At 35.4% G+C, this 24,685-nt stretch carries 20 protein-coding genes, 1 tRNA gene and 3 pseudogenes; 2 read left to right on the top strand and 22 right to left on the bottom strand.

Annotation, left to right across the window (positions count from 1 at the left end; translation table 11 throughout):
- Nucleotides 1-46 precede the first annotated feature (46 nt).
- Nucleotides 47-697 carry an NAD(P)H-dependent oxidoreductase gene (locus tag H5J24_RS07660; protein WP_068943681.1) on the bottom strand — a complete coding sequence of 217 codons (651 nt, stop codon included), beginning with the start codon at nucleotides 695-697 and terminating at the stop codon, nucleotides 47-49.
- Between the two features lie 77 nt (nucleotides 698-774).
- Nucleotides 775-1,596 carry a helix-turn-helix domain-containing protein gene (locus H5J24_RS07655; protein WP_068943682.1) on the bottom strand — a complete coding sequence of 274 codons (822 nt, stop codon included), beginning with the start codon at nucleotides 1,594-1,596 and terminating at the stop codon, nucleotides 775-777.
- A gap of 1,052 nt (nucleotides 1,597-2,648) precedes the next feature.
- On the opposite strand from H5J24_RS07655, the gene H5J24_RS07650 reads away from it, so the two are divergent.
- Nucleotides 2,649-2,936 carry a hypothetical protein gene (locus H5J24_RS07650; protein ID WP_068943684.1) on the top strand — a complete coding sequence of 96 codons (288 nt, stop codon included), beginning with the start codon at nucleotides 2,649-2,651 and terminating at the stop codon, nucleotides 2,934-2,936.
- Between the two features lie 49 nt (nucleotides 2,937-2,985).
- Here the strand turns inward: H5J24_RS07650 and H5J24_RS07645 are convergent, their stop codons facing one another.
- The 8 genes from H5J24_RS07645 to H5J24_RS07610 are packed head-to-tail and all read right to left on the bottom strand — an operon-like array spanning nucleotide 2,986 to nucleotide 10,263.
- A complete protein-coding gene (locus H5J24_RS07645) occupies nucleotides 2,986-3,357 on the bottom strand; it encodes a response regulator (protein ID WP_068943685.1) in 372 nt (123 codons plus the stop codon).
- 29 nt (nucleotides 3,358-3,386) lie between these two features.
- On the bottom strand, nucleotides 3,387-3,956 hold the full coding sequence (locus H5J24_RS07640) for a chemotaxis protein CheB (RefSeq protein WP_068943686.1): 570 nt from the start codon (nucleotides 3,954-3,956) through the stop codon (nucleotides 3,387-3,389).
- An 11-nt stretch (nucleotides 3,957-3,967) separates the two neighbouring features.
- Nucleotides 3,968-4,486, bottom strand: a complete 519-nt coding sequence (locus tag H5J24_RS07635) for a CheR family methyltransferase (RefSeq protein ID WP_232816368.1) — start codon at nucleotides 4,484-4,486, stop codon at nucleotides 3,968-3,970.
- Between the two features lie 20 nt (nucleotides 4,487-4,506).
- Complete coding sequence (locus H5J24_RS07630; RefSeq protein WP_232816183.1) at nucleotides 4,507-4,797, bottom strand: protein-glutamate O-methyltransferase CheR; 291 nt, start codon at nucleotides 4,795-4,797, stop codon at nucleotides 4,507-4,509.
- Nucleotides 4,798-5,163 (bottom strand): response regulator, encoded by a 366-nt coding sequence (locus H5J24_RS07625; protein ID WP_068943688.1) that lies wholly within the window; start codon nucleotides 5,161-5,163, stop codon nucleotides 4,798-4,800. It abuts the gene before it with no gap.
- Nucleotides 5,164-5,178: 15 nt separating this feature from the next.
- Nucleotides 5,179-5,580 carry a response regulator gene (locus H5J24_RS07620; protein WP_232816182.1) on the bottom strand — a complete coding sequence of 134 codons (402 nt, stop codon included), beginning with the start codon at nucleotides 5,578-5,580 and terminating at the stop codon, nucleotides 5,179-5,181.
- 16 nt (nucleotides 5,581-5,596) lie between these two features.
- Entirely contained in the window at nucleotides 5,597-8,782 is a 3,186-nt protein-coding gene (locus H5J24_RS07615; protein WP_232816181.1) for an ATP-binding protein, read from the bottom strand.
- Nucleotides 8,783-8,787: 5 nt separating this feature from the next.
- The gene (locus H5J24_RS07610; protein ID WP_068943690.1) at nucleotides 8,788-10,263 is read right to left on the bottom strand and encodes a hybrid sensor histidine kinase/response regulator; all 1,476 of its coding nucleotides are present in this window, start codon (nucleotides 10,261-10,263) and stop codon (nucleotides 8,788-8,790) included.
- 198 nt (nucleotides 10,264-10,461) lie between these two features.
- On the opposite strand from H5J24_RS07610, the gene H5J24_RS07605 reads away from it, so the two are divergent.
- Entirely contained in the window at nucleotides 10,462-11,079 is a 618-nt protein-coding gene (locus H5J24_RS07605) for a Crp/Fnr family transcriptional regulator (protein ID WP_228407643.1), read from the top strand.
- Between the two features lie 141 nt (nucleotides 11,080-11,220).
- On the opposite strand, the gene H5J24_RS07600 is transcribed toward H5J24_RS07605, so the two are convergent.
- The 12 genes and pseudogenes from H5J24_RS07600 to H5J24_RS07545 all read right to left on the bottom strand — a co-directional run bounded on the left by H5J24_RS07600 (nucleotide 11,221) and on the right by H5J24_RS07545 (nucleotide 24,495).
- On the bottom strand, nucleotides 11,221-11,520 hold the full coding sequence (locus tag H5J24_RS07600; RefSeq protein ID WP_082811231.1) for a hypothetical protein: 300 nt from the start codon (nucleotides 11,518-11,520) through the stop codon (nucleotides 11,221-11,223).
- A gap of 180 nt (nucleotides 11,521-11,700) precedes the next feature.
- The gene (locus H5J24_RS07595; RefSeq protein WP_068943691.1) at nucleotides 11,701-13,134 is read right to left on the bottom strand and encodes an SDR family oxidoreductase; all 1,434 of its coding nucleotides are present in this window, start codon (nucleotides 13,132-13,134) and stop codon (nucleotides 11,701-11,703) included.
- 53 nt (nucleotides 13,135-13,187) lie between these two features.
- A complete protein-coding gene (ribA, locus tag H5J24_RS07590; RefSeq protein ID WP_068943692.1) occupies nucleotides 13,188-13,778 on the bottom strand; it encodes a GTP cyclohydrolase II in 591 nt (196 codons plus the stop codon).
- Nucleotides 13,779-13,804: 26 nt separating this feature from the next.
- Nucleotides 13,805-14,353 (bottom strand): lipocalin family protein, encoded by a 549-nt coding sequence (locus tag H5J24_RS07585; RefSeq protein ID WP_068943693.1) that lies wholly within the window; start codon nucleotides 14,351-14,353, stop codon nucleotides 13,805-13,807.
- Nucleotides 14,343-15,029 carry a lycopene cyclase domain-containing protein gene (locus H5J24_RS07580; protein WP_232816367.1) on the bottom strand — a complete coding sequence of 229 codons (687 nt, stop codon included), beginning with the start codon at nucleotides 15,027-15,029 and terminating at the stop codon, nucleotides 14,343-14,345. Before H5J24_RS07580 ends, H5J24_RS07585 begins: the two co-directional genes overlap by 11 nt.
- Nucleotides 15,029-15,481, bottom strand: coding sequence for a sterol desaturase family protein (locus H5J24_RS07575; RefSeq protein ID WP_068943695.1), 453 nt, complete (start codon nucleotides 15,479-15,481; stop codon nucleotides 15,029-15,031). The genes H5J24_RS07580 and H5J24_RS07575 overlap by 1 nt, the downstream gene beginning before the upstream one ends.
- A gap of 527 nt (nucleotides 15,482-16,008) precedes the next feature.
- Nucleotides 16,009-16,846: pseudogene (locus H5J24_RS07570) on the bottom strand (phytoene/squalene synthase family protein).
- 1 nt (nucleotide 16,847) lies between these two features.
- The gene (locus H5J24_RS07565) at nucleotides 16,848-18,338 is read right to left on the bottom strand and encodes a phytoene desaturase family protein (RefSeq protein ID WP_068943698.1); all 1,491 of its coding nucleotides are present in this window, start codon (nucleotides 18,336-18,338) and stop codon (nucleotides 16,848-16,850) included.
- Between the two features lie 43 nt (nucleotides 18,339-18,381).
- On the bottom strand, nucleotides 18,382-19,035 hold the full coding sequence (locus tag H5J24_RS07560; RefSeq protein WP_068943699.1) for a MarR family winged helix-turn-helix transcriptional regulator: 654 nt from the start codon (nucleotides 19,033-19,035) through the stop codon (nucleotides 18,382-18,384).
- A gap of 501 nt (nucleotides 19,036-19,536) precedes the next feature.
- Nucleotides 19,537-19,608: transfer RNA gene (locus tag H5J24_RS07555), tRNA-Arg, on the bottom strand.
- A gap of 74 nt (nucleotides 19,609-19,682) precedes the next feature.
- A pseudogene (locus H5J24_RS07550) lies at nucleotides 19,683-21,460 on the bottom strand (TonB-dependent receptor).
- A gap of 72 nt (nucleotides 21,461-21,532) precedes the next feature.
- A pseudogene (locus tag H5J24_RS07545) lies at nucleotides 21,533-24,495 on the bottom strand (tetratricopeptide repeat protein).
- Nucleotides 24,496-24,685 lie beyond the last annotated feature (190 nt).

Here is a 24,685-nt window from a genome sequence, read left to right as displayed (position 1 = left end):
TTTCGCAAATATAACAAAAAAGCCTTCTGAAAAGAAGGCTTGGGTATTATTCCATACCTGCTATTTTTTGTCGATGAGGTATTTCTTTTTTGATTTCCTCTTCTATTTTATCATGAAGTTTATTAATAGCATAGCCATCAATTATTTCCGCTTTCCATGATTCTATAGTCTCTGCGGTGGCACGGTCGGCGCGATCAAAAAAGAAATGCTGTTTGATGTCGAAGCCGCAATACGTATAGATACCTGTATCTGAAGTGAGCTTTAGAGCGTTATCCATTCCTATTTCCTGGTATTCCGACTTTGATTTTCCATGCGAATTGATAATGTAAGCGGCTTTGCCAGCCAGCAGTCCTTTTTGCACACCCTTGTCATAACGATAGGCAAACCCATAGCTAAATACCCGATCAATATACCCTTTCATAATGCCCGGCATCCCTGTCCACCATATCGGATAAATAAATGTTACCACTTCTGCCCAGGCAATATATTCCTGCTCAGTTCTGATGGCTTCATTAACGATACCTCTGCGTTGTCCGTCCATGTCTTCAAGGGATAACACCGGATCAAAATTAAGCTGGTATAAATCCCTGATTACAACTTCATGCTTTTGTTGCAGTAATGTTTCTTCAACCGTTTGTTTAAATAGATGATTTAAACTTGCCTTATTAGGATGGGCATAAATAATAAGATGTTTCATTTTGTTTGTTTTTAAGTAATTGAACAAAACAAAAGTAGGATGATCGCAAGCGGGAAAATTGTAAGAAAACGAAAAGGCTACTCTGCTGAAGCCTGACAAATATCTTGCTGGAATCTTACAAAATGTTTAGGAGAAAGATTAATGAAATGCTTAAAATCGTGGATAAGCTGGCTTTGGTCATAATATCCGCATGCATCTACAACTTCAAACCAATCTACATTTTTCGACGACAAAAGAACTTGTTCTATCTGTCTGATTGCTTTTAAAAAACGCTTATATCGGCTAACTTCTTTGGCACTGTATCCAAAATGCTTTTTGTGCATCAATTGTACATTCCTTTCCGTCTGTCCGGTTTCTTCTGCAATAGTTTTGATTGGATTTAGGGTGTCATCTTTAAAATTAGCCAGCAAAGCGGAAGTAGAGTCCTGTATTTTTAAATAGGGTCTACAAAAATCGAGAATACAATCTACTTTATCTGAAATGTTTGGGATGTCATTTAATTGATGCCACAAATAAGTAAAACAATTTTCTTCCATTGCTTCATCAGGATCTATTGGCAGATGGTCAGAAAGAAATGCTTGACCAAAAAAGCGATAAAAAGCATCATCTTTGAAATTAGCAACTAAAATTTGCGATCCGGAGGTAAGGGTATATTCAAAAGCAGACTTTATTGGGCCAAGTACGATACACCTATCTACTTCAATTTCATTTTGCACACTGGAAACCAACCGGGCTTTAGTACCGAAATTGAACACCATGATAGTCTGAAAAGATGGCAGCAAAGTTTTGGTTATTGAACCGGTTGAATTGTTTTCTGCAAAATAGAAATGAGAAAACACCGTCTCAAATTCTTTTGGAACAGGCAGTCTATAGTGGTGATATTGATCGTCTGATTTCATTATTTATAGTCCATCAATTTAGGAAAAATAGACCAAACTAAATTAGGAGTTTTTTTATCTTCCTGACTATTTCCTGGCGGATTAGATTTCCATGTGACAACCTCAGATATATTTATATCAATTAATAGTTTATTCTGAAACCATACACTTCATCAGAGATAAGTAAATATGCATTAAATAAAACATGTATACCACAACATAACCTGACATATTAAAAGATGCACAAAAAATTTCCAGACTCATAATAAAAAAGCCTCCCGTGTCAATAGGGAGGCAAAATTTCAAAACGAAATATAAGTTATGCGAGTGGTGTTAAACAAGTTTTCTTCTTCAAAACTCTTTTATATATTAACAATGGACGTGCCAATTAGATCACTGTTTAAGGAAATCGTTCTTTTTGTGGTATGAAAAAACCTCCAAGGGCATTAGGAGGTTGAATATCAAAATGATATTTTAAACTAGTTTTATTAAAGGTACATATTAATTGTAACAGGTTGTTAAAAAATAAATACCACATTTAATTATGAGCCTGTATTATGGCATACTGCTTGTTAATTCATCAAAAAAATAAAACTAGCAATGGAGCTGTCTCAGCAAGAATTAAGCAATAACGAAATCACCGTAACACTTGCGCTTTTAAATAATGATTTACAAGAAATGATGAATCATTGCCTATTATATAAATGGAAATATGAATTGATTAATTCCTATAATTTACAGCTTCATATTCCAAAAGACTCAGTTCACTTACTATTCTATTTAGGACACAAGATTTTATCAGGTATAAATGTTCCTGGAGATAATCCGAGTTCCAGAAATTATATGAATCAAGATTTCACTTAATGGGATACTGTCATCAAAACGAAAATTGGATATGATTTCCAATTCACTTACCAGAGTTTAATAGCAATAGTAAGAAAAATGAAATGATCCATTTCATAAAAAATCAAAAATTTCCAAAGAATTTACAGGAGACAATTGCTTTATTTATTGATCTTATATGTTATCTACGGCATAAAACTTGTTTAAAAATAAACAATAAAATAGTCGTCATGGACCGAATCAAAACCGAACCATTGCATTTAAACAACGATAAAAAGTTAATTGATGAATACTTCAGTTTGGTTATTAAAAAGGAGTTGAATATTGATATCAATGTCAACAACGAATATGTGGTTGTACAGAATGTTGTTTCAAAAAAATTAATACTTGTCAGAACATTTTCCGATAAAATCATAGAAAATCCATCATTATACCTTTTTTTATCTTCTTTAATTCAGCAAATCAATACCCGTTCGTTAACAAAAAATCAGTTGGTAACATGCCTTGAAGAAAAATAAAATCTCTCAAGTGTTTGAGAGATTTTATTGATGAACTGTTTGATATCTATCAGACTTGTTCTTTTATGTGCTTTGCTACCATTGTTTCAAGATCATCCAGATTAAATGGTTTTGAAACATAATCATCAGCCTTCGCTTCTGATGCTAAAGCAACAATATCATTATTGGCTGTAACATAAATTACCGGAATGTGTTTAAAAGCTTCCGTGCTTTTAAGAAGTTTTGTTGCTTCAACCCCTCCGATTTTTGGAATCCAGTTATCCATCAAAATGACATCCGGCTGATAATCTGCTACTTTCTCAAGAATATCGTGTGATGTTTCTGAGATTTTGACATCATATCCGTTTTCTTCAAATATGATGGTGATCACTTCTAAAATAGCTGTATCATCATCAAAAATTAAAATTTTCTTTTTACTCATCTTATTTAGATTATTTATATTCTTAAATATTATAATTGTTTTATATAACTTGCTAAAGTACCAGGTGTGATAATTAAATCATAATCAATTTCTTCTATAGCATGTCTGGGCATATAATCCACTTCTGCTGTTTCAGGATCCTGAATCCAGACTTTTCCATGATGCTTTTTGATATAACTTAACCCTTCTACTCCATCAGCATTAGCTCCCGACAAAAGAACCCCAATTACATATTCCCCGTAGATCTCTGCTGCAGATCTGAATGTCACATCTATGGAAGGACGAGAATAATTCATTTTCTCAGAGCTGTCTAATGACATATTTTTATTATTCTCAAACAATAAGTGATAATCAGCAGGAACAATATATATGGTATTCTCTTTCAGTTCTGTTTTATCTTCAACCTCTACAACTGGTATTCTTGTAAACTGCTGCAGTAAAGTCCTGAGAATATCTCCAGATTGTGCTTTACGATGAATCACCAATAAGATGGGAATAGGAATTTCATCATCCAGATTTTTAATCATTTCAATAATAACCTGAAGACTTCCTGCTGATCCTCCGATAATAATTAATTCCGTATTTTTTTGTGATTTCATCGCAGCAAATATTAATGATGGTCAATTTTTTTCCAGATTTTCTGATCTTCAATCTGATGATAATTCTTGTCAATAGTAGAAAACCGCAGGGTTTCTTTTGCTCCCAGTGCAAGAAAGCCCAAATTTTCCAGACTGTTATCAAAAAGTCTGAAAACTCTTTCCTGAAGATCCCTGTCAAAATAAATCAGTACATTTCTGCATATAATCAGTTGAAAACTATTAAAAGAGCTGTCAGATACAAGGTTGTGAGTTGATAAAATCAGCTTTTCCTGCAAGCTTTTATCAAATCTTACGCTGTCATAATTGGCAGTATAATAATCAGAAAAATCTTTTACTCCACCGGAAAGCATATAGTTTTCTGAATAAAGTTTCATCTGCTGTAGAGGAAAAACCCCTGCTCTTGCCGTTTCAAGAACGGCAGGATTCAAATCAGTACCATAAATCAGTGACTTATTATAAAGACCGGCTTCTTTCAGCAGAATCGCTATAGAATAAGCTTCCTCTCCTGTTGAGCATCCTGCAATCCATATCCTGATCAGCGGATAGGTACCTAACTGAGGTAATATTTTCTCCCGTAAGGCTTTAAAAAAGAGGGATCTCTGAACATTTCTGTAACATTCACCGTAACTTCCTCTACAAAACGTTTTAAATATTCAATATCATTGATAATGGTATATCTAAGCTCTGCAAAGCTTGTAAACCTGTCTAAAAGGCAAATACGATTTACTCTTCTTTTAAACGAAGCTCTGCTATAGCCTGAAAAGTCATAGCCATAAAGCTCGTAGACATCTCTGATCAGATATTCTATTTCTTCATCTTTTACGATACTTGGTTCCAGCATCTATGAAATTTTTTCTATTGCTACTATTAAAAGATCAACATCAATTGGTTTTGATACGTAATCATCTGCTCCTGCTTCCATACATTTCTCACGGTCTTCGGGCATCGCCTGTGCTGTTACCGCAATTACAGGAACATGTCTGATTTCGGGAGTACTCCTTATCATCCGGACTGCTTCATAACCATCTATTCCCGGCATCATCATATCCATGAGAACGATATAAGACGCGGATCCGGATTTCAGTATTTCCAGGGCCTCCTGGGCCATTGTACAAGATTCAACTGCATATCCACGCGCTTTAAGAGTTAATTTCAATGCAAATATATTGCGTGGGTCATCATCCACAATTAAGATTTTCTTATCCATCAGAATTTTATCTGTTTAACTTTCATACATCCAAACACGAAGGAGCGATAATAACTGATCAATATCTACTGGTTTTGAGATATAGTCAGAAGCTCCTGCCGTAATACATTTTTCACGCTCTCCGATCATAGATTTAGCAGTAATAGCTATAATAGGCAGTTTTTTAAACGCCGGCATTTTTCTTATTACTTTAATGGTTTCATAACCATCCATTTCCGGCATCATCATATCCATTAAAACAACATCTACATCAGGATTTTGGTTAATCTGCTCAAGGGCATGCTTACCATCCATGGCTACAATTACTTCAACTTTATATTTTTCAAGGGCTTTAGTTAAAGAAAAGATATTGCGCACATCATCATCGGTAATCAATATTTTTTTTCCACTCAGCACTTCCGTTAAAGAACCCAGCATCCTCCCTCTGTTATTTTCAGATGAACCATTTTTTTTCTTCCACCAGATGTAAGAATAACCCTACTTCATCCAAAACTCTTTGATAAGAATGTGCCGTTTTTACAACAATAGAATCTGCATATTGTTTTATGTTAAGCTCTTCTTCTTTAGATAAATGATGTTCAGTAAAAATAATAATTGGGAGATTCTCCAGTCCCTCATAGCTTTTGATGGATTCAATAATATGGTAATCATTTCCTTTTGCAGTCCCAACATCCAGGATGACACAATCAACAAGATTTGAAGTAAGTGCTTTTACGCTATCTTCAACATTGTGTTCCACCGATAAGGAAATATTGAAATTACTCAGAAAATAAGACAATGCATTGGCATGTTTGGCATTTTCCTCAACAATCAAAACTTTTTGAGGTCCCTTTTGTAATGCTTCTTCAATTTTCTTAAATACATCAGTCATTTTATCGAGAGCCACAGGCTTATTAATAAAATCAACCGCACCTTTCATAAGACTTTCTTTTTTCACATGAAGGGCAGACATCATATGGACAGGAATATGCTTCACATCAGGGTCCGACTTGAGTTCATCCATAACTTCCCATCCATCTTTTACAGGAAGCTGAACATCCAGTAAAATTGCATGAGGATGATATTGCTGAGCCGCAGAAAGGGCATAGTCGCCTCTTACCACCACAATCCCTTTATAGTTCTGTAAATGGGCATATTTCAGTAAAGCTTTTGCAAAATTGGTATCATCTTCAATAATAAGGATAATTTTATCCCCTTCCTGAATATTCTCTCTGTCATCCTCCACATCTTCAGGTATTTTTAAGGTATTTACCTGAACTGTTTCTCCTTTGTCAAGGATATTGTGGATTTCTTCAACATCTTCGCGAATGATTTCCACCAGGTCCTGATCAGTATCGGAATGAACGATTTTAGCTGCCGGATGTACAGGAATAATGAAAATAAATTCACTTCCTTTGTCCACTTCACTTTCCAGATCTAGTTCACCCCCTAAAAGTCTTGCAATTTCACGGCTTATTGAAAGTCCCAGACCGGTACCTCCGAATTTTCTTTTTGTAGAGCCATCAGCCTGCTGGAATGCTTCAAAGATAATTTTCTGTTTATCTGCCGCAATGCCAATACCCGTATCTTTTACTGAGAATATAATAAATTCAGGCTTTTCAGAATGTTTTTTGATATGTAAATCAATGCTTCCTTTCGTTGTAAATTTTAAAGCATTGGACAACAGGTTTCTTAAGACCTGATCAATTTTGAGACGGTCGCTTTCAATCACTTTCTGTACATCTGAATCAATCTGAATATTGAATGGAAGTGCTTTCTCCTGAAATACAGGATTGAAAAGACTTTTCAGATCTTTTACGATGTCTTCAACTGTCACTTTCTGGTATTCCAGAGTCATTTTACCGGATTCTATTTTTGCCAGGTCAAGAATTTCATCTATTAAGGTTAATAAACTGGTTCCTGAACTTTGAATAACTCTGGCAGATTCTACCTGATCTTCATTAAGATTTTCATCCGGATTTTCTGCCATTAACCTTGATAAAAGAAGGATAGAATTAAGAGGAGTCCGTAATTCGTGAGACATATTCGCTAAAAATTCAGACTTATATTTGGTGCTGAGTGCCAGTTCCTCTACTTTTTTCTGAATTTCATTATTCCGCTCTGCTATTAAATGATTTTTTTCTTCCAGCAATCGTGAGCGCTCTTCCAATTCTGCATTGGCCTGCATCAGTTCTTCCTGCTGTACTTTTAGCTCTTCTTCTGAAGCCTGAAGCTTTTGTGTCTGCGCTTCCAATTCGGTATTGAGATTTTCAAGCTCAGAGTGCTGTACCTGTAATTCTTCAGACTGAGCCTGGGTTTCTTCCAGGAGTTGTTGTTCTTTTTCTCTTCCTTTGGCAGCATTAAGGGCTATTCCTATATTTATACAACACTCCTCAAAATAACTTATCCGGTCTTCCTCAAAATTGGAGGTGGATCCTAATTCAAGTACGCCAATAGCATGTCCGTCTGCGAAAATAGGGATCAGAATTATGCCATAGATTTTAATGGTACTGCTGGCAAAGGTTACTACAAAATCATCTTCATGAAGATTATTATATACCTGTGTTTTAGCATTCAGGAAAGACTGCCCTACCATTCCTTCTCCAGGTTCAAAAGTTCTTTTCATATTGGTTTCTAATCCAAATGCTTTATTGAGCTTTAGAATACCTTCGTCAAAAAGATATAACGAACCGTTGATGCAGTTTCCATATTCAATCAACTGATATAAAGCCTTGTTGGACACTTCCTGTACTGATTTGTTGCCCACCAGGGATTCATTCAGTAAAGCAAGGCCTTTCTGACGCCAGTCGCTTTTATTAATTTTATCAAAAGATGTTTTCAGGGATTCGGTCATATGATTCAGGGATTCTACAAGCTCCCCAAGATCATCCTCCGAGTTATCCACTGCTTTCTCACTGTAATCACCATTGGCCACTCTGTTTGCAATTTTCCGAATGGCACTTACACGGCGTGTCATTTCCTGATCTTTATCTCTCAGCATTTTCTCAAGTTCATCTCTTCTGATAAGATCTGCACGCATTTTAAAATAGAAAAATGCAGTTACCACTACTGCGGCCAATGCAGAAAAAACAATAAAAATCACTGTTGTTTCTGATGAACGTGCTAAATCTTTATTTTTAATTTCAACCTGATTCTCTTCATATTGTACAAAATCTCTTACAATTTTACGGCATTCGTCCATATAAGCCTTACCTGTTACAATCTGCTGCTGGGTCATTATGATTCCTCGCCGTCTGTTTTCCACCAGATTTTTCAGATGATCCATCACCTGGCTGACTGCTATCTTCAATCCAGCCAGTCTTTCCTGCTGGTTTTTATCCTTTACTCCTAATGACTCTGCAAGCACTAAAGCTTGGGAATATTCTCTCATCCCACGTTTATAAGGCTCCAGAAAATCTTCCCTCCCGGTCAGCTGAAAACCTCTGTTTCCGGTTTCAGCATCCAGAAGTGCCACCAGAATATCTTTCACTGCCGTCACAGAACGTCTGCTTTGAGAAAGGCTTTCACGGTGGTTCATCTGATTCTGGATACTCCAGTATGAGGCCACTGAACTCGCTATTAAAATCAGAAGAGAAAGTCCTATTCCAAACTGAAGGTTTCGTATAATTTTTTTCGGCATGAAAATTAGTTTAAAGGTAGAGTAAAATAAAATGTAGACCCTTCATCTACAATACTGGAAACACCAACACTTCCATGATGCTGTTTGATAATTTCAGCACATATAAACAGTCCGATTCCCATTCCCTGGAACTGCAATGACGATTCTTCTACACGATAGAATTTTTTAAATACGGCATCCTGTTTAAAATCGGGAATTCCAATTCCAAAGTCAGTCACATTTACTCTGACTTCCTGGGCTTCTTTATCTACAAATGTTGTCACAATTACCTGGTTATTGTCAGGCGAATACTTAATAGCATTTGTAAGAAAATTAATGAGTACCTGCTCGATACGAATCTCATCCAACGGGATTAAAATATCAGGTTTTGTTCCGTGGCGTTCAATTCTTACCATTTGGTCATCGTGGGTCTGTAATATTGTTTCAACCGCATTACTGATGACACTTTCCAGATTAACGGGCTTTTTATTAATTTTAAGTTTGCCATTTTCAATTTTTGATACGTCCAGAAGATCTGTTATCAGGGTATTTAATTTTTCAATCTGTCCCTGAACTTTAGTAACAAATCCTGCTTCCGGACTTTCTTTATCTAATTTCAGCTTTCTTTCCAATAGCTGAACGTATGCTTTAATACTGGTTAATGGAGTTTTTAACTCATGGCTCGCAATACTTAAAAACTCATCTTTTTCCTTTTCTACTTTTTTCTGATCGTCAATATCAGTAAATGTTCCTACCCAGTTTTTAATACGGTTTTCATCGTATACAGGTGTTATTCTCAATAAATGGTAACGGTACTTACCTGAAATAATATTTTTAATCCTGATTTCTAATTCCAGTGCTTTCCCTTTCTTTCTGCATCTCTCCAATTCTTCTTTTATATCGCGATCATCAGGATGTGTTTCGGGAAAATTCTGTTCTGTGTCGGAATATTGATACCATTTACCATTTACAAAATCCACAATTCCATCCCCATTAAGGGTAAATGCAATCTGAGGAAGGGATTCCAGCATCAGATGAAAGTGATCTATCTGGGATTTCATAGTAACCTGGGATTCTCTTCTCCCCTTCACTTCAAGTTCAAGATTCTGCTGTGTTTTTTTCATGGCAAGATTCTGCTCCTGAAGGTTATAAAATGTTTTTACTTTAAGCAAAAGTATTTCGGGATCTACAGGTTTGGTAACATAATCTTTAGCACCGGAAGCATAACCTTGTGTGATAAATTTTTTATCTGTATTGACAGCTGATAAAAATATGATAGGTACATCTTTCGTTTTGCTGTAATCCGAAAGTGTTTCGGCCACTTCAAAGCCGTCCATATCCGGCATCTGAACATCTAAAATAATTAAGGCATAGTCTTTTTTCAGTGCTTTACCAAGAGCCTCTTCACCTGAACCGGCCGTTTCGACCTGAAAATCCTTAGATTCGAGTAATTTCTGAAGTGAATATAGGTTACTTTGGTTATCATCAACAATTAAAATCATAGAAGTTAAAATCAATAATTAGTTACGGATATTTTAGCTTCAAAAATACTCACAATATTCCGAAAAACATTAATTTTTAAATGATAATCCTTAAGAATTCCATACCACATTTCACATGAAAAAAAATCAATGGCACAGGGATTGAAACTGTTTATAATATTTTAAGAAAAAAACTCTAATTTCAGAAAAAAACAACCTATGAGAAAGACAATAAGCTGTATGAATATTGATGTAAACATCCTTTATTCATTCGGAGGTGAAACCGTGATATGCAAGCCTAAGGAGTTCATTTTCAAAGAAGGTGAGCATTCGCAATATTATTTTCAGATTATCAGTGGCAAAGTAAAGCTAAACACGTTTACTGAAAACGGGAAAGAATTTATTCATAACATCCTGGGCAAAAATCAAAGTTTTGGAGACCCATTACTGTTCATCGAAAAACTTTATCCCACCAATGCTGTAAGTTTACAGGCCACAGAACTGGTGAGGATGCCTAAAAATAATTTCATGGAAATGCTTAAAACCCATCCTGATCTTTCTCTGGAAATGAATATGTGTTTATCGCAAAGGCTATATTATAACAGTTTAATGGTGCGTAATATGGCTTCAGCAGATCCCATCCAGCGCCTTAAGGGGCTATTGGACTATCTAAAAAGTTATCATGATGGAGACTGCCAGCAGTGCTTTCCTGTAGAACTTACCCGTCAGCAAATTGCTGACCTTACCGGTTTGAGAGTAGAAACGGTAATCAGAACTGTTAAAAAGATGGTTAATCAGGAAATAATAAAAATGGAAGGCCGAAGAATTTTATATTAAAAATTGACTTCCTTATTTCCTATTATTTTATGGAAGACTGAGAGATCCATAAAAAATAGAATACAAATAAACTATTAAACCCAAAGAATAATGACCGGAACCTTCCGGCACCGGTCATTATTTTTAAACTAACTTAATCCATTAATTGGTTTTCTTTCTCCATTCTGCCTTTACATCTTCAGCGGCATCTTTGGTCTTTTCCCATGCTTCATCCGCTTTGTCTTTAATATCTTCCCAAGCATCAGAAACGTTTGACTTCACTCTATCTAACCAGTCTTCCTGAGTAGCCTCCTGATCATTTTTTCTTTTTTCATTGATATAATCTTTAGCCTTATCTGCTAAGTCACTGATCTTCCATTTTGCTTCATCCGCTGCATTTTTTAGAGAATTTTTTGTTTGATCTACTGCATTTTCCGCTTTGTTGTAATCTGAATTGTTCATAATATAATATTTTAGTAATTGGTATATAAATAAACAATGTTTATGCCTAAAAGAATATTTACAATGTTAAAATTTCTTAAAATATCAAATTGTCATTTAGCCGCTTATTGTATATTGAACTATCCATCTCATATTCAAAACAATATACCCCTTCAATCCTATTCTTACTATTAAAAAAGTCTATTTATCCTTAGCAAGGTTTTTAATCATTCCTTTAAAAATAATTCCATGAAACGGAAGGACCATCAACCAATATATTCTTCCCCACAGGCCTTTTGGACGAAATACGGCCTTCTGCCATATCTTATTTTTATACACTTTAAACATCAGCCAGGCTTCTCCCGGAAGTTTCATTTCAGCCAGCAAAATCAGCCTCCCTTCTTTACGGTCAGCATATAGTACCCTCCAGAAATCCAAAGCATCTCCTTCTTTAAGATCAGAAGGATGTCTTCTTCCGCGTCTGAGCCCAGGCCCGCCAAAAAATTTATCAATAAAGCCTCTTATTTTCCATAACCCCTGCCCATACCATCCATTTTTACCACCCAACTGAAAAACCCGGTTCACACAAGCTTCCCTGTTATCATACTCTTCTGTTCTGAGATCTGTAAAACATCCATATTTGGGAACATCCTGATATTCTTTTAATGTAGAATCATTCCGGCTGCTGATAAAACTGTCTTTCCAGCTTGAGATGATTTCATTGGACTGAATTTTTGCCAACGTCCTTTTGAGTGCGGTTTCATAAGAAAACGGCTGTATCTGTGTGATGGATTTAATCTGAGCCAGACTTTCAGGCCTGCACACCACTTCTATTTTCATGCTCCCCACAAGGGCCTTTGCCAGATTATAAGAGGTTGAAGTAATAAAATACAGCCAATAGGAAGAAAGCTTTGGAGTCATCACCGGAAGGGTAAAAATAGTCCTTTTTAAACCTCTTACCTCTCCAAACTTCAGCAACATATCCTTATAGGTGAGAATATCATCACATCCTATATCAAAATCTTTACGGTAAGCCTGTTCTTTAAACAAAACAAAAATCAGAAAATCCAGAACATTTGCAATTCCTATTGGCTGACATTTCGTATACAGCCACTTAGGAGCAATCATCACAGGGAGTTTTTCAACGAGATCTCTTATAATTTCAAAAGAAGCACTTCCTGAACCAATAATAATGCCTGCCCGAAGAACAGTAACAGGAACTTTACCACTCATAAGAATTTTCTCAACCTGATACCGAGAGCTCAAATGCTTTGATAATTGTTTTTCATTCACCAGACCCGACAGATACACGATATGTTTACATTGCGTCTTTTCTATGTATTGAGAAAAATTATAGGCACATTTCTTTTCTGTATCTTCATAATTCTCAGCAGCGCTCATGGAATGCATCAGATAATACGCTCCTGTAATATCTTCGGGAATATTCTTTAATGTTTCCGGTTTCAGAAAGTCAACTTCAATTACTTCAACGCGATTAACATCAATATCCATACCTGGCTCAAACCGCTTGACATCTCTGCAACAGCATACCACTTTATAGCCTTGCGCAGCAATGACACTGATCATTCTTTTACCAATATATCCGGTAGCCCCGGTAAGCAGAATTTTTTCCATGGGGTTCTGAATTTAAATGTATCATAAAAAACATTATGCCTTAGATCAAGACATTATATCTTCTCTAAAAGATGGCCGAAATAATCCTTTTTCTTAATAAGATAACTTTGATTCATCTCATTAGAGTCTATTTCCAAAGGAACTCTGCTGTTGAGAATGATATCACTGTTCTCAACAGATTTGATCTTGTCTGGATTATTAGTTAGTAAATTAACCTCTTTTATCTTTAGAATATTCAGCATCTCAACGGCTACATCAAAGTTTCTTCCATCCGCTGGGAGCCCAAGCTTCAAATTGGCTTCAACGGTATCCAATCCTTTTTCCTGAAGTCCGTAAGCCCGCAGTTTGTTGATAATTCCGATATTTCTTCCCTCCTGACGGAGATAGATGATGACTCCTCCATTTTCAGTCATATATTTCATAGCAGCATCCAGCTGTTGTCCGCATTCGCATTTTTTGGAATGAAAAACTTCTCCCGTAATACATTCTGAATGGAAACGTACATTTACTGCTGCTGTAAAATCTGTATTCTCTGCCACCCAAACCAAATGGGGACTCCAGTCTTCTTCACTTTCTGAAAATGCATATACCGTGAATATGCCGTAATCTGTAGGTATTTTTGATTGTGCTTGTATTTTGAGCATTTTTTTTCTCTTTTAAGTTGATATATTTATTTATCGAACGGGCTTTTTTTATCCTGCTTTACCCAGATAAGTTTTGATGTATCGTAACCGATCTCCTGAGCTTTGGTGATAAAATTTTGTTTTATATTCTCCGGAACAGTCTTTTCGCGGGACAGAATCCACAAATAATCTAAGTTTTTACCTGCAACCAATGCATACTTGTAATCTTCGAGCGCGACGACGTTATATCCGGCATAGAAAGGTCCGAAAAAACTTACTTTCAGTGCTGCTGTATTCTTATCTCCCCTGAATTTAGCGGTACCATTAACAGACACCCATTTGTTCTTTTTAAAATGATATCCGCTATTGACTACGTTTACACTTCCGTCCGGATTAAGGCTGTATTGTGCCATTGCATTATCAAGATCTTTTTCAAAACGGTAATCAAATCTTGCTATTTCATACCATGTACCCAAGTACCGTTTGACGTCAAACTGATTGACAGGTTTTGCTTTTTCAGGCATAGAAGAACAGGAGATCAGGCCATTTAAAAATCCGAAGCTTATCAACAATGTAAGTATGATTCTATTTTTCATTTTTCGTTATTTTTTTAAAGAAATAAATATTGAGTAAAAACTGGCTGTAACCGTAAACAGCATCTTCAACAGGAATAGTTCCCATTCTAATTCCTAAAAATTCATCAGGATTGTAATTAACAACCGGCGAGGGAATGAAAGAACCTGTAAGGATTCCGTTTACAGCAAAAAAACCGGGCATTAAAATCAGATACACAAAACTGGCTTTTCCCAACCATTCTTTTTGAGCGATAAAATGCAGATAGCAAAGCGTAAGTATCGTTACAATTACTGTCAGCAAAGTATATATTCGTTCATAATATAGAAGACCTATGACACCAAGAACAATAACAGACGTAAACACAATGAGATTGTTTAAAACACTAATCCATTCTAGAGTAAAGAATTTTTCCAGGCAATAATAAGTAAAAACACAGGCGAAGGGAATGCAGTAAAAAAACAGCCATTCTTCTACCGGCAGCCCCGCTATTTTAATTCCCAGGGTATAATGGAGATCAAACCACCACACTCCTTTCGCAGTAAACCATATATCCCAGACAATAAAAGGAATGGCTACAATTGTAGATGAGAGCAAAAATTTTCCGAAAAGCTTATTAAATTGTATCCTTCCATCAAAAGAGGCTAAGAAACAAATAATTACAGTGAAAAAATTAATCAATATGTAAGTATAAGGCATCATTTTTTATTAAAATACATGTTAAAATATTTAAAAGGAACCCACAGAAAACCGAAACATTCTCCATCTTCTTTTCCCAAATGCTTGTGATGCTGCTTATGAGCACGTCTGATAGCAAGAAAGTACGGATTCTTTGTTTTAGTGAAAATCTTTGCCCTCTGATGAATAAAAATATCATGTACAAAGAAATAAGCCATTCCGTAAAGACTGATCCCCAAGCCGATAAAAAACCAATAACTAAAATCCTGTTGTACTCCCAGATATAATAAAGCGATAGCCGGGGTTGCAAAAATGAAAAAGAACCAATCATTTCTTTCAAGTTTCCCGTCATGGCTATGATCGTGATGATCCCGGTGAAGGGCCCACAAAAAACCGTGCATAATATACCTATGGATCAGCCATGTAGCTCCTTCCATGGAAATAAATACGCATAAAACGATTAAAACATTCATTTTAACTATTCTTATTGTTAAAAGGTCATTCAAAACCCTGTATCTGAAATCGAAAATGGTTTTTAGTTTTTCTTTTACAAACATCTGATGGGCTATTTTTCCTAACATTCCTAATGGGAGTTCATAGTCTACTGTATCTTTCATAAGGACTCCATGCTCATTAGGAATAAATTCATGAAAATGGTTCCAGTGCTTATATGGACCCTTTTTCTGAAAGTCTGTAAAGCTTTTATAGTCATCCACCTGACTGATAATTGTCTTCCAACTCAATGGAATTCCCAGCAAAGGAGAAACTGTGTAATCTATTTCCATCCCTTTAAAAATAGGCCTATCCTTCACATCGGAAAGCACTACAAAACCCATGCTCTCAGGAGTTATTTCTGATAAATTATGAGGGGAGGAAAAAAATTCCCATGCTGTTTCAATATTACAGTTAAGCTGTTGTTCTCTGTATAATCTGTACATCATTTATTTTTTATTAATCGTTAAACGTTTCAAAAAATCATTCTTAATCCGGAAACTTATTGTCAGAAATAAGCAGACTTGTAACGGATATAACTTTTTGAACGCCACCAACAGCTTTTGTGAATTGGCAATTCTGATTCTTTGCTGGAGCATATTCTGGGAGCTTGTTTTCTTTATTTTTTCAAATAGGGAGAGATAATATCTGTAGGCAAGGTATACACCGAAAATAGATGAGCCCGGCAGCTTTTTTATACCCTGCAACGCTTCTTTAAACTCTTCTTCAATCTCCTTTTCAATATGGGTTTTTACTGTATTATCAAAAACTGACATATTCACGGAAGGAAAATAAGTTCTTCCTAAGATTTGATAATCATCTTTGAGATCTCTTAAGAAATTAACCTTCTGAAAGGCAGATCCTAGCTTCATTGCATATGGTTTAAGCCTTTCATACTGTTTCTTATTGCCTTCAGTAAATATCTGCAGACACATCAAACCTACCACTTCCGCAGATCCGTAGATATATTCTTTATACAATTTTGAGTTATAATCAATTTTATGAAGATCCATTTCCATACTGTGAAGAAACTGATCGATCAGCTTCTTGTCTATATCATATTGACGGACGGTTTCCTGAAATGAATGCAGAATCGGATTGAGCGATATACCATCCTGCAATGCTTCATGGGTTTCAGCCTTTAATCTCTTCAGAAGCTTCTCCTTATCATAACCATGAAAACTATCCACAATTTCATCTGCCAAACGAACATATCCATAAACCGCATAAACCGCAGGCCTAATGGAAGGCTTCAAAGCCAGTATTCCCAATGAAAAACTGGTACTGTATTTTTGTGTAGCGCACTTACTAACCTCGTAAGACAATTCATCAAACAATTTTTTCATATTATTTTATTTTTAGTTTACTAACTTCAGATGCTACAATTTTACCCGAAATTATAGAAGGAGGAACACCTGGCCCGGGAACCGTTAGCTGCCCTGTATAAAAAAGATTCCTCAGCTTTCTGTTTTTTATTTTAGGTTTTAATACTGCTGTCTGAGATAAAGTATTGGACAATCCATAGGCATTTCCCTGATAAGCATTATAATCGGAAATAAAATCACTTACACAATAGCTTTTTTTATATTCAATTCTGGAAATAAGATCAATCTCTCCCGTATGTCTTTCTATTCTATCAAGCATTTTGATAAGATATTTTTCTCTTACAGTTTCCTCATCATCTATTCCTGGTGCCAGAGGCAGCAACAGAAAAAGATTTTCACAACCTTCCGGAGCTACCCCCAAATCTGTTTTTGAGGGGCAGCACGAATAAAAAAGTGGTTTATCAGGCCATTTTTTATCTTTGTAAATACAGTCTATATGCTCATCAAGCTCATTTTCAAAGAACAGAGTATGATGTTTTAAATGAGGGATCTTCCCTTTTACCCCGAGGTAATAAATAAGGCAGGACGGAGCAAATGTTCTCGTTTTCCAATATTCATCATCATAGTTTCTAAGTGCATCGGGGATTAAAGTTTCTGTATGATGATAATCTGACGATGCAATGATGGCATCAAATTCATAGTTTTCATCATTTATTGTTAAAGAAGACGCTCTTCCGTTATCCGTGTTGATTCTTTGTACTTCATGATTAAAATGAAAAGTTACCCCTTGTTTTTCTGCAACCTCTTTCATTGCAAGAATGAGTTGATAAAATCCTCCCATTGGATACTTTGTGCCTAATACATACCCACCATAATTCATAAGGCTGTAAAGAGCAGGAATATCCTTGGGGGAAGCACCAAGAAATATAACCGGAAATTCCATCAGGGATCTGAGTTTGGGATTTGTAAAATAACCTGAAACATATTTCCTGAAATCACTTAAAAGATCAAGCTTCAAGGCACAACCTGCTATTTTTAAGGAAGCAAATTCGAACCAGCTGTAACAGGGCTTTGTTACAAACTCTCTCATTCCCACTTCATATTTAAATCTCGCAGACTCCATAAACCGGTCATATTGCCCGGCCGCTCCTGTTTCTATTTTTTCAAATAGCTCACGGATTTCATCATTTTTTTGGGGAACGGCAACATTTTCTTTTTCAAAGACCATCTCAAACTGGGGATCTAAAGAAATCAGTGTAAAGAAATCAGACGCTTTACAGCCAAAGTCATTGAAAAAGTTTTCAATAATATCAGGCATCCAATACCAACTTGGGCCCATATCAAAAACATAACCTTCTTTTGTTTTAAATTGTCTTGCCCGTCCTCCTGGCTGCTGATGCTTTTCAAATACATGCACTTCATTTCCTGATTTTGCAGCATACGCAGCAGCAGAAAGCCCGGAAAATCCAGAACCTATCACTGCTATTTTCTTTCTTAAGCTTCCCGTTTTCATTGTTATTTATTTAATAGTTTTAACACAGATTTCTACTATTTCATTAATTCAATCTTTTATACACAACATCCAGGAGGTCGCTAGAGTCCAGATACATACGGTAAAAAGAATCATGAAACTCGTCCAGTTTAGAAAGTATGGCAATGAGCAGCATCTGTTCAGAATGACTTAGGTTTCCTACTACCGCTCTTGAAGCTTTACGAATCCCATCCATATGTTCCTCTAATACAGCAAGCCCCTTCTCTGTTATCTGAATATGTTTTGTTCTTTTATCTTCTTCTGAAACAGTCTGTTCTGCCCAGCCATTGCGGATTAAACGATTAATAATAAGTATCCCTGAAGATTTTTCACTTACATTATATCTTATAAGTTCCATTTTAGACATTGTTCCTCTGGTCTTCAAACCGATCAGATAAATAAAGTCATCCTGACTTGAAAAAATTGAATTACCAATTGAACGTGAATACGTTTTCGCATACCTTCCCATTTTTATCAGTAAAGTATTGATGACACTGTCTGCACTTCTTCCCAAATCTTTTCCTACCCAATCCGGTTCTTCTATTGAATCCCCCCTATGCGAAGCATTGATCCATTCTGTAAAACCCTGAAGGTCGTTACTATACATCGCTTTCCCTTCATTCTGCTCTATAAATTGCTGAATGAGTTCTACAACTGATTTTATAAGATCAAAATTCATATCAAACAAATTAGTATACAAATATACATATTAAAGTATATAAATATACTTTTTATTTATTGAAATTGAGAAATGAAAAATTAAATACATAAACAAACGATATAAATAAATTTCATAAAAACATAATAATCAATCATATAAATACAAATATTTACATTAAGATTAAAGAAACAGAACAGAATATAAATAGGATATAAATAGACTATAAACAAAAAAAATGCAAAAAGAGATAGTAAAAACTAATAAGGTATTCTTTACCAATGAAAAAATAAAATAATTAAAAACACACTCCGAAATAGAAGTAGAAATAGAAATAGAAATAGAAAAAATAAGTTATTTAAGAAATAGGTTTATTTATATTCAATTTTAGTAGAAAACTAAGTTTGAATAAAATGCATTTCGAACACAAGATTAAACTCCAACACACTTACATCTAGACATTAACAATAGTTACAAAAAAAAGACGGACAAAACATTATAAAAATGTCTCGTCCGTCTGAGTGACCGCAGAAGGATTCGAACCCTCACTGTCGGAGCCGAAATCCGAAGTTCTATCCATTAAACTATGCAGCCGTATTCATTAGTAATAAATGATAAGTAATGCGTAATACAATATTACTTATCATTCATTGCTTATTACGTATGATTTAGAAGGTAATCTTCACACCACCCAAAATTTGTGGGCCTAAGACTTTATAAGCCTTGTAGGTTTGATATTTTGAGCTTAGAAGGTTATTTCCGAGTGCGAAAATACTGAAATTTTTGTGAATTTTATACTCTGCAGAAAGATTTAAATCGGCGTAACCACCAACTTTATCGTTCGTGTTTTCTAATGATCGGTAAATCATTCCATTAGGAGCTGAAGCATCTGCAATTCCTTCGATTGAAAAAGAGTTGGTTGTTCTGTCGCTTGCGAAAATTCCTTTGAAACCTAGCAATAATTTCTTGTCAAGCATCGTATATTTTGCGCCAATACTAGCGTTCACTAATGGAACGTTGTAGATATTATCGTAGTTCTTCAAGTTATATTTTGTAAACCTTACTTCCCCGTCAATCATTAAGTTTTCTAATGGGAAATACTGAACACTTCCTTTGATATCACTTACATTCCCATCATCGTAGATTGCAGAGAATGTGTTTGCATAGTCATAAGCGGCACGGTTCAGGGTATAATTATTATCAAAAAGATTGTTTGCTCTGAAGAACATGATGTCTTTCATTTTTCCGAAACCGGCAGAAACATCATATTTCAATGTTTCATCAATATCTCCTCTTAATCCTACATAAAAGTGATATTTTGTTTCTGTAGGCTTTAAATACTGGTCAGAAAGCACATAAGGATTCTCCTGAAGAAGATCTCCGTAAGTATTAAGCTTAAGACCACCGTCTACCCCACCATAGAATTTAAATTCTTTAGCAGCAGCCACCTGGAACTCAGCTTGTGGAAACCAATAGGTTTTATTGTTCTTCACCTGATCCATGTGTATGTTTGAGTTTTTAGCATTCAGGAAAGAAAATCCTGATCCTAGCATCAAATAAGATTCTCCTTTTCTGAAGGTCACTTTTGGAGTTAAGCTGGTATTAAAGAAATTGGAAGAATTCTTATCTACCATTTCAAAGTCTGTTTTCACAGCTTCTAACCCTACCCCTAAATCCGCATTCAGATTGATCCCTGATTTACCTAACTCAACAGCATGCTTAGAGAAGTTAGCTAAAACCGAAACCTGGTTTTCCTGAGCGTCAAAATGATCTTTCAGGAATGAAGATTTTACTCTTACATCATTCAGAATCTCATTAGAATAGAAATCATAATATCCATTCACTTTGAACTGATTGACTTTTTGCTTTAAATCAACGTCTGCTGAGGGCGTTAAAGCATAAATCCCGTAATAGTTATAGTTATTCAATCCATATTCAGCATTGATATTGAATTTTCCTTTATCTCCATAAGAGTTAAGGAAAGCTCCTATGGTTGCTGATGTTTGTTTTGATTTCCAGTCGTAATCATTTTTAAGACCACTTGTAGACAACAAATGTACATCTGCTCCTACTTCGAACTTATTTTGAAGGGTTTTGGATACATTTCCATCTAACAGGATCTTCCCATAATTACCCATTCCAAATTGGACATAGTTATTCTGGGCCGTCCCGTCAAATTTTGGAGCTACATCCTCCCCTTGAATGGTAGAAGTTTTGAAGTCAGAAACTGCAGGAACATCTGTAATAGTATATCTTACAGGAGTCTGGGATTTCTCTTCCGGCGGATAGTTTTTAATGGTTTCCACGGAAGTCTTCTTTTCTCGATCTTCTTCACCTCCGGTTCTCTTTTTTTATTAAGAACCAGCTTTTCCTCTTTGATCTGGGAAAACGCAAACTGCGAAACCCCTAAAAATATGATGGATAATAATTGAATTTTTCTGTTCATTACTACTTCTTGTATTTATGTATCCATGTAAAATGCACTAATGTCTGTTTACATGAACAGGATACTGCATTTTTACTTTTTAATCTGCTTTTTAACTTCTTTCGCTTCTGCTACGATATCCGGGAAGCTCTTATAATTGGCAATAATCTGGTCACAAGTATAACTAGCCTGGTAATTATCTTTTAAGCCGATATAGTTTTTAGCCATCAATACCAAGGCTTTTGCACCCCAGTATTCTTCAGATGCATAATTATTCGCAAGCTTGAAAATTGTTTCATTAGAAGACTTAAAGGCTTTTCCTTTATTCTGATAATACGCTTTTGCATACAGTGCTTCTGCGGCTACCGAAGTGTTGGACGATTTTTCAAGAGAAACATAAGCTGCCTGAGCATCTTTATCTTTTCCTGAATTCATCAAGCTTCTCGCCTTGATAACTTTCGCCGTCTCTATAACTGCTGCTGAGTTTTTGGAGTTGGCAATCACTGCATTGGCCAGTTTTTCTGCTTCAGAGAAGTTATTTTCATCCGCATACAGCTTCATCAGCTCAACATTCGCATAGTTTTTAATGCTTATATTGGAAGAATTCTTAATTCCTTCAAGATATTTTTTAGCTTCAGCAGTATTCCCTTGTGCAATGAAGATCTGTGCTAAACGGGTTTGAGCATCATCCTGATAATCATTCTGAACTCCGGCCACCTCTTGCAAAACAAGTAAAGCTTTTGTAGAATTATTAGTTTGATAATAACTTTCTCCCAATTCATATTTAGCCTGATAAAGCCCTTCTCCCGTTGGATTCTGCGTTAGATATTTCTCATAATAAGAAATCGCGTTTTTGTAGTCTTTCTTCGCGAAATATTGTTTTCCTGTAGATAGGTTGATCTCATCAATTTCAGATGCATCAACATTTACGCCTATGCTTCTTGCAAAGTTTTCATAGCCTGCCACATCTCCATTCTTCGTGAATACAGGTTTTGCAGCCTGAACTATTTTTTGAGCATATGCTGTATTTTTATACTGTTCTCCCAATGATTTCAGCTCAGAAAGTGCTTTATCACTCTGATTCTGGTCGATATAATTCTGTGCTCTGTAAATAGAAGCATTAGCGATCAGGTCTTTATCTGAAGATGTTTTTATAACTTTCCCAAAATAATCATTGGAGTTTGCAAAATCATCCTGAGCTGCGTAAGCTGTTCCTATTTCGTATTGTGCATCATCATAATATTCAGAATCCGGATATTTGGATAAAAGATTCTTTAAATTGGTAATCTTCGCCTGAGTATCTCCTTTAAATCCTAAAGCCATTGCTTTCTGATATAAGGTATAATCTGTAGCATCCTGGTTCTTATCATAAATCGCAATGGCCTCGTTCAGGTCGTTATTTGCGTAATGAATATCCGCTAAGCGAAGCTCTGCATCATTTTTAAATTCAGGTTTTGGATTTGTAAGATATTGTTTGAAATAAGTAGCTGCCTGATCGAACTTCTTAGCCTTGAAATAAGCATATCCTAAATCATATGGCAGTTGCTGCTTTTCCGGGAAGTTTTCATTAAGCAACTTTTCATAACGAACAATGGCAGACGGATAATTTCCTTTTTGATAATATACCTGAGCCAGCCAATATAAAGCTCTGCTGTTAAATTCTTTATTGATATTAAAGCCTAAGCTTCTCAAGAAATATTTCTCTGCTTCATCATAATTCCCTTTATTGAACTCTTCTGTTCCTAATAAATAAGAAACTTCCTGATCCACTTTATTGATATCAGGTGTTGAGCTTTGTAATCTATCAATAGCGTTTAATGTCTCTTTATAATTTCCTGAATACAAATATGATTTCACCAATAGTGATCTCATTTCTGAAGCATTGGAAGCATTTTGGTTATCATTGATATAGCTTTGAAGAACGGTAGAAGGATTTTCAAACGGGTTTCCGATATCGTATCCTAATTTCGCATACTGTTCGTGTGCTAGCTTTTTCACTTTTGCATCATAATCCATCTGATAAGAAGAACGGAATGCAGAAAGGGCTTCCTGCTTTTTATCAACCGCTAAATAAGCATTTCCTAATTGATAGTAAGCATTCTGTGCTAATGCTGAATTACTGTTAACAAGCTGGTTATAATAAGAAACCGCTTCATCATACTTTTTCAGCTGAGCAGCCACAAACCCCATTTCATAAAGGTCATTTTCAGAAGGATTCTGCTGTACATTCAGGTAGTCCTTCAAGTGGGGATAAGCAGCATTGTAGTCGTTCTTCATGAAGTAACTCTCCCCAATGATTTTATGGACTTCTGCTTTGTATGATTCTGAAATATTTTCATTCAATAATGCATTTCCTTCAGAAATTGCTTTATCATAATTCTTATCATTATAATACATCTGTACATAATACGGACGTACCAGCCTTGAGAATTTATCCTGATCTTTTATAGAGTCAAAATATTCGAAAGCCTTATCATTTTGCCTGTTACTGTAATACAAATGTCCAAGCATGTAGGCAATATCTCCTTTTTGCGACTGATCGGCAGTTTTGTAAGCTTCTTCCAGAGCATCCGTCGCGCCCTTAGAATCTCCCATCATAAATTTGGCATATCCTAACTTCAGAATATACTGCGTATTCTCCTCTTTTGACAGCTGATATTGGTTCACCTTTTTTAAAGTTTCCAATGCTTTGTCAAAATCTTTTTTGCAAGATAATAATCCGCTAAAGGAAGATTAGCCTGAGCAAAATAAGCAGAATTAGGATATTCTTTCATGAAAGCCGTTAATCCTTCTTCAGCATGATTTTTCTGAAGAATCACACCGATCACATTATCAAAAAACTGAGCCGCCTCCTTCTTTGAACGGGACAAATTCTGATTGTAGAAATATTGTCTTGCGTATTCGTATTGGGAGGCGTTGTATATTTTAGTCTGATAAAGATTTTCAGCTAGATTAAATCTGTAGTTTTCTTTCTGTGTAAAATATTGGGACTGTTGAGCGTCGGAAATTCCGAAATAGATAACCGCAGCTGCTAAAAGTATTTTTTTTGATTTCATTCTTCTTGATATAAGAAAATTAGTCTAAATAAGTTAACGAAAATATTAAAAACTTATTGTTTAAGCAAGTTTTAACAGATTTAATACCATAAACAGGTGTTAGCAAGAGTAAAAAACTTTTCACTATTGTATGATAAAAATTCTTACTTTAGTCTGTTAAAAATGTAAACAATTTCAGTAAACAGTTAAC

This window comes from Chryseobacterium capnotolerans, assembly GCF_021278965.1.
GTDB classification, from domain to species: Bacteria; Bacteroidota; Bacteroidia; order Flavobacteriales; family Weeksellaceae; genus Chryseobacterium; species Chryseobacterium capnotolerans.
This window is presented reverse-complemented; position numbering and strand designations above follow the sequence as displayed.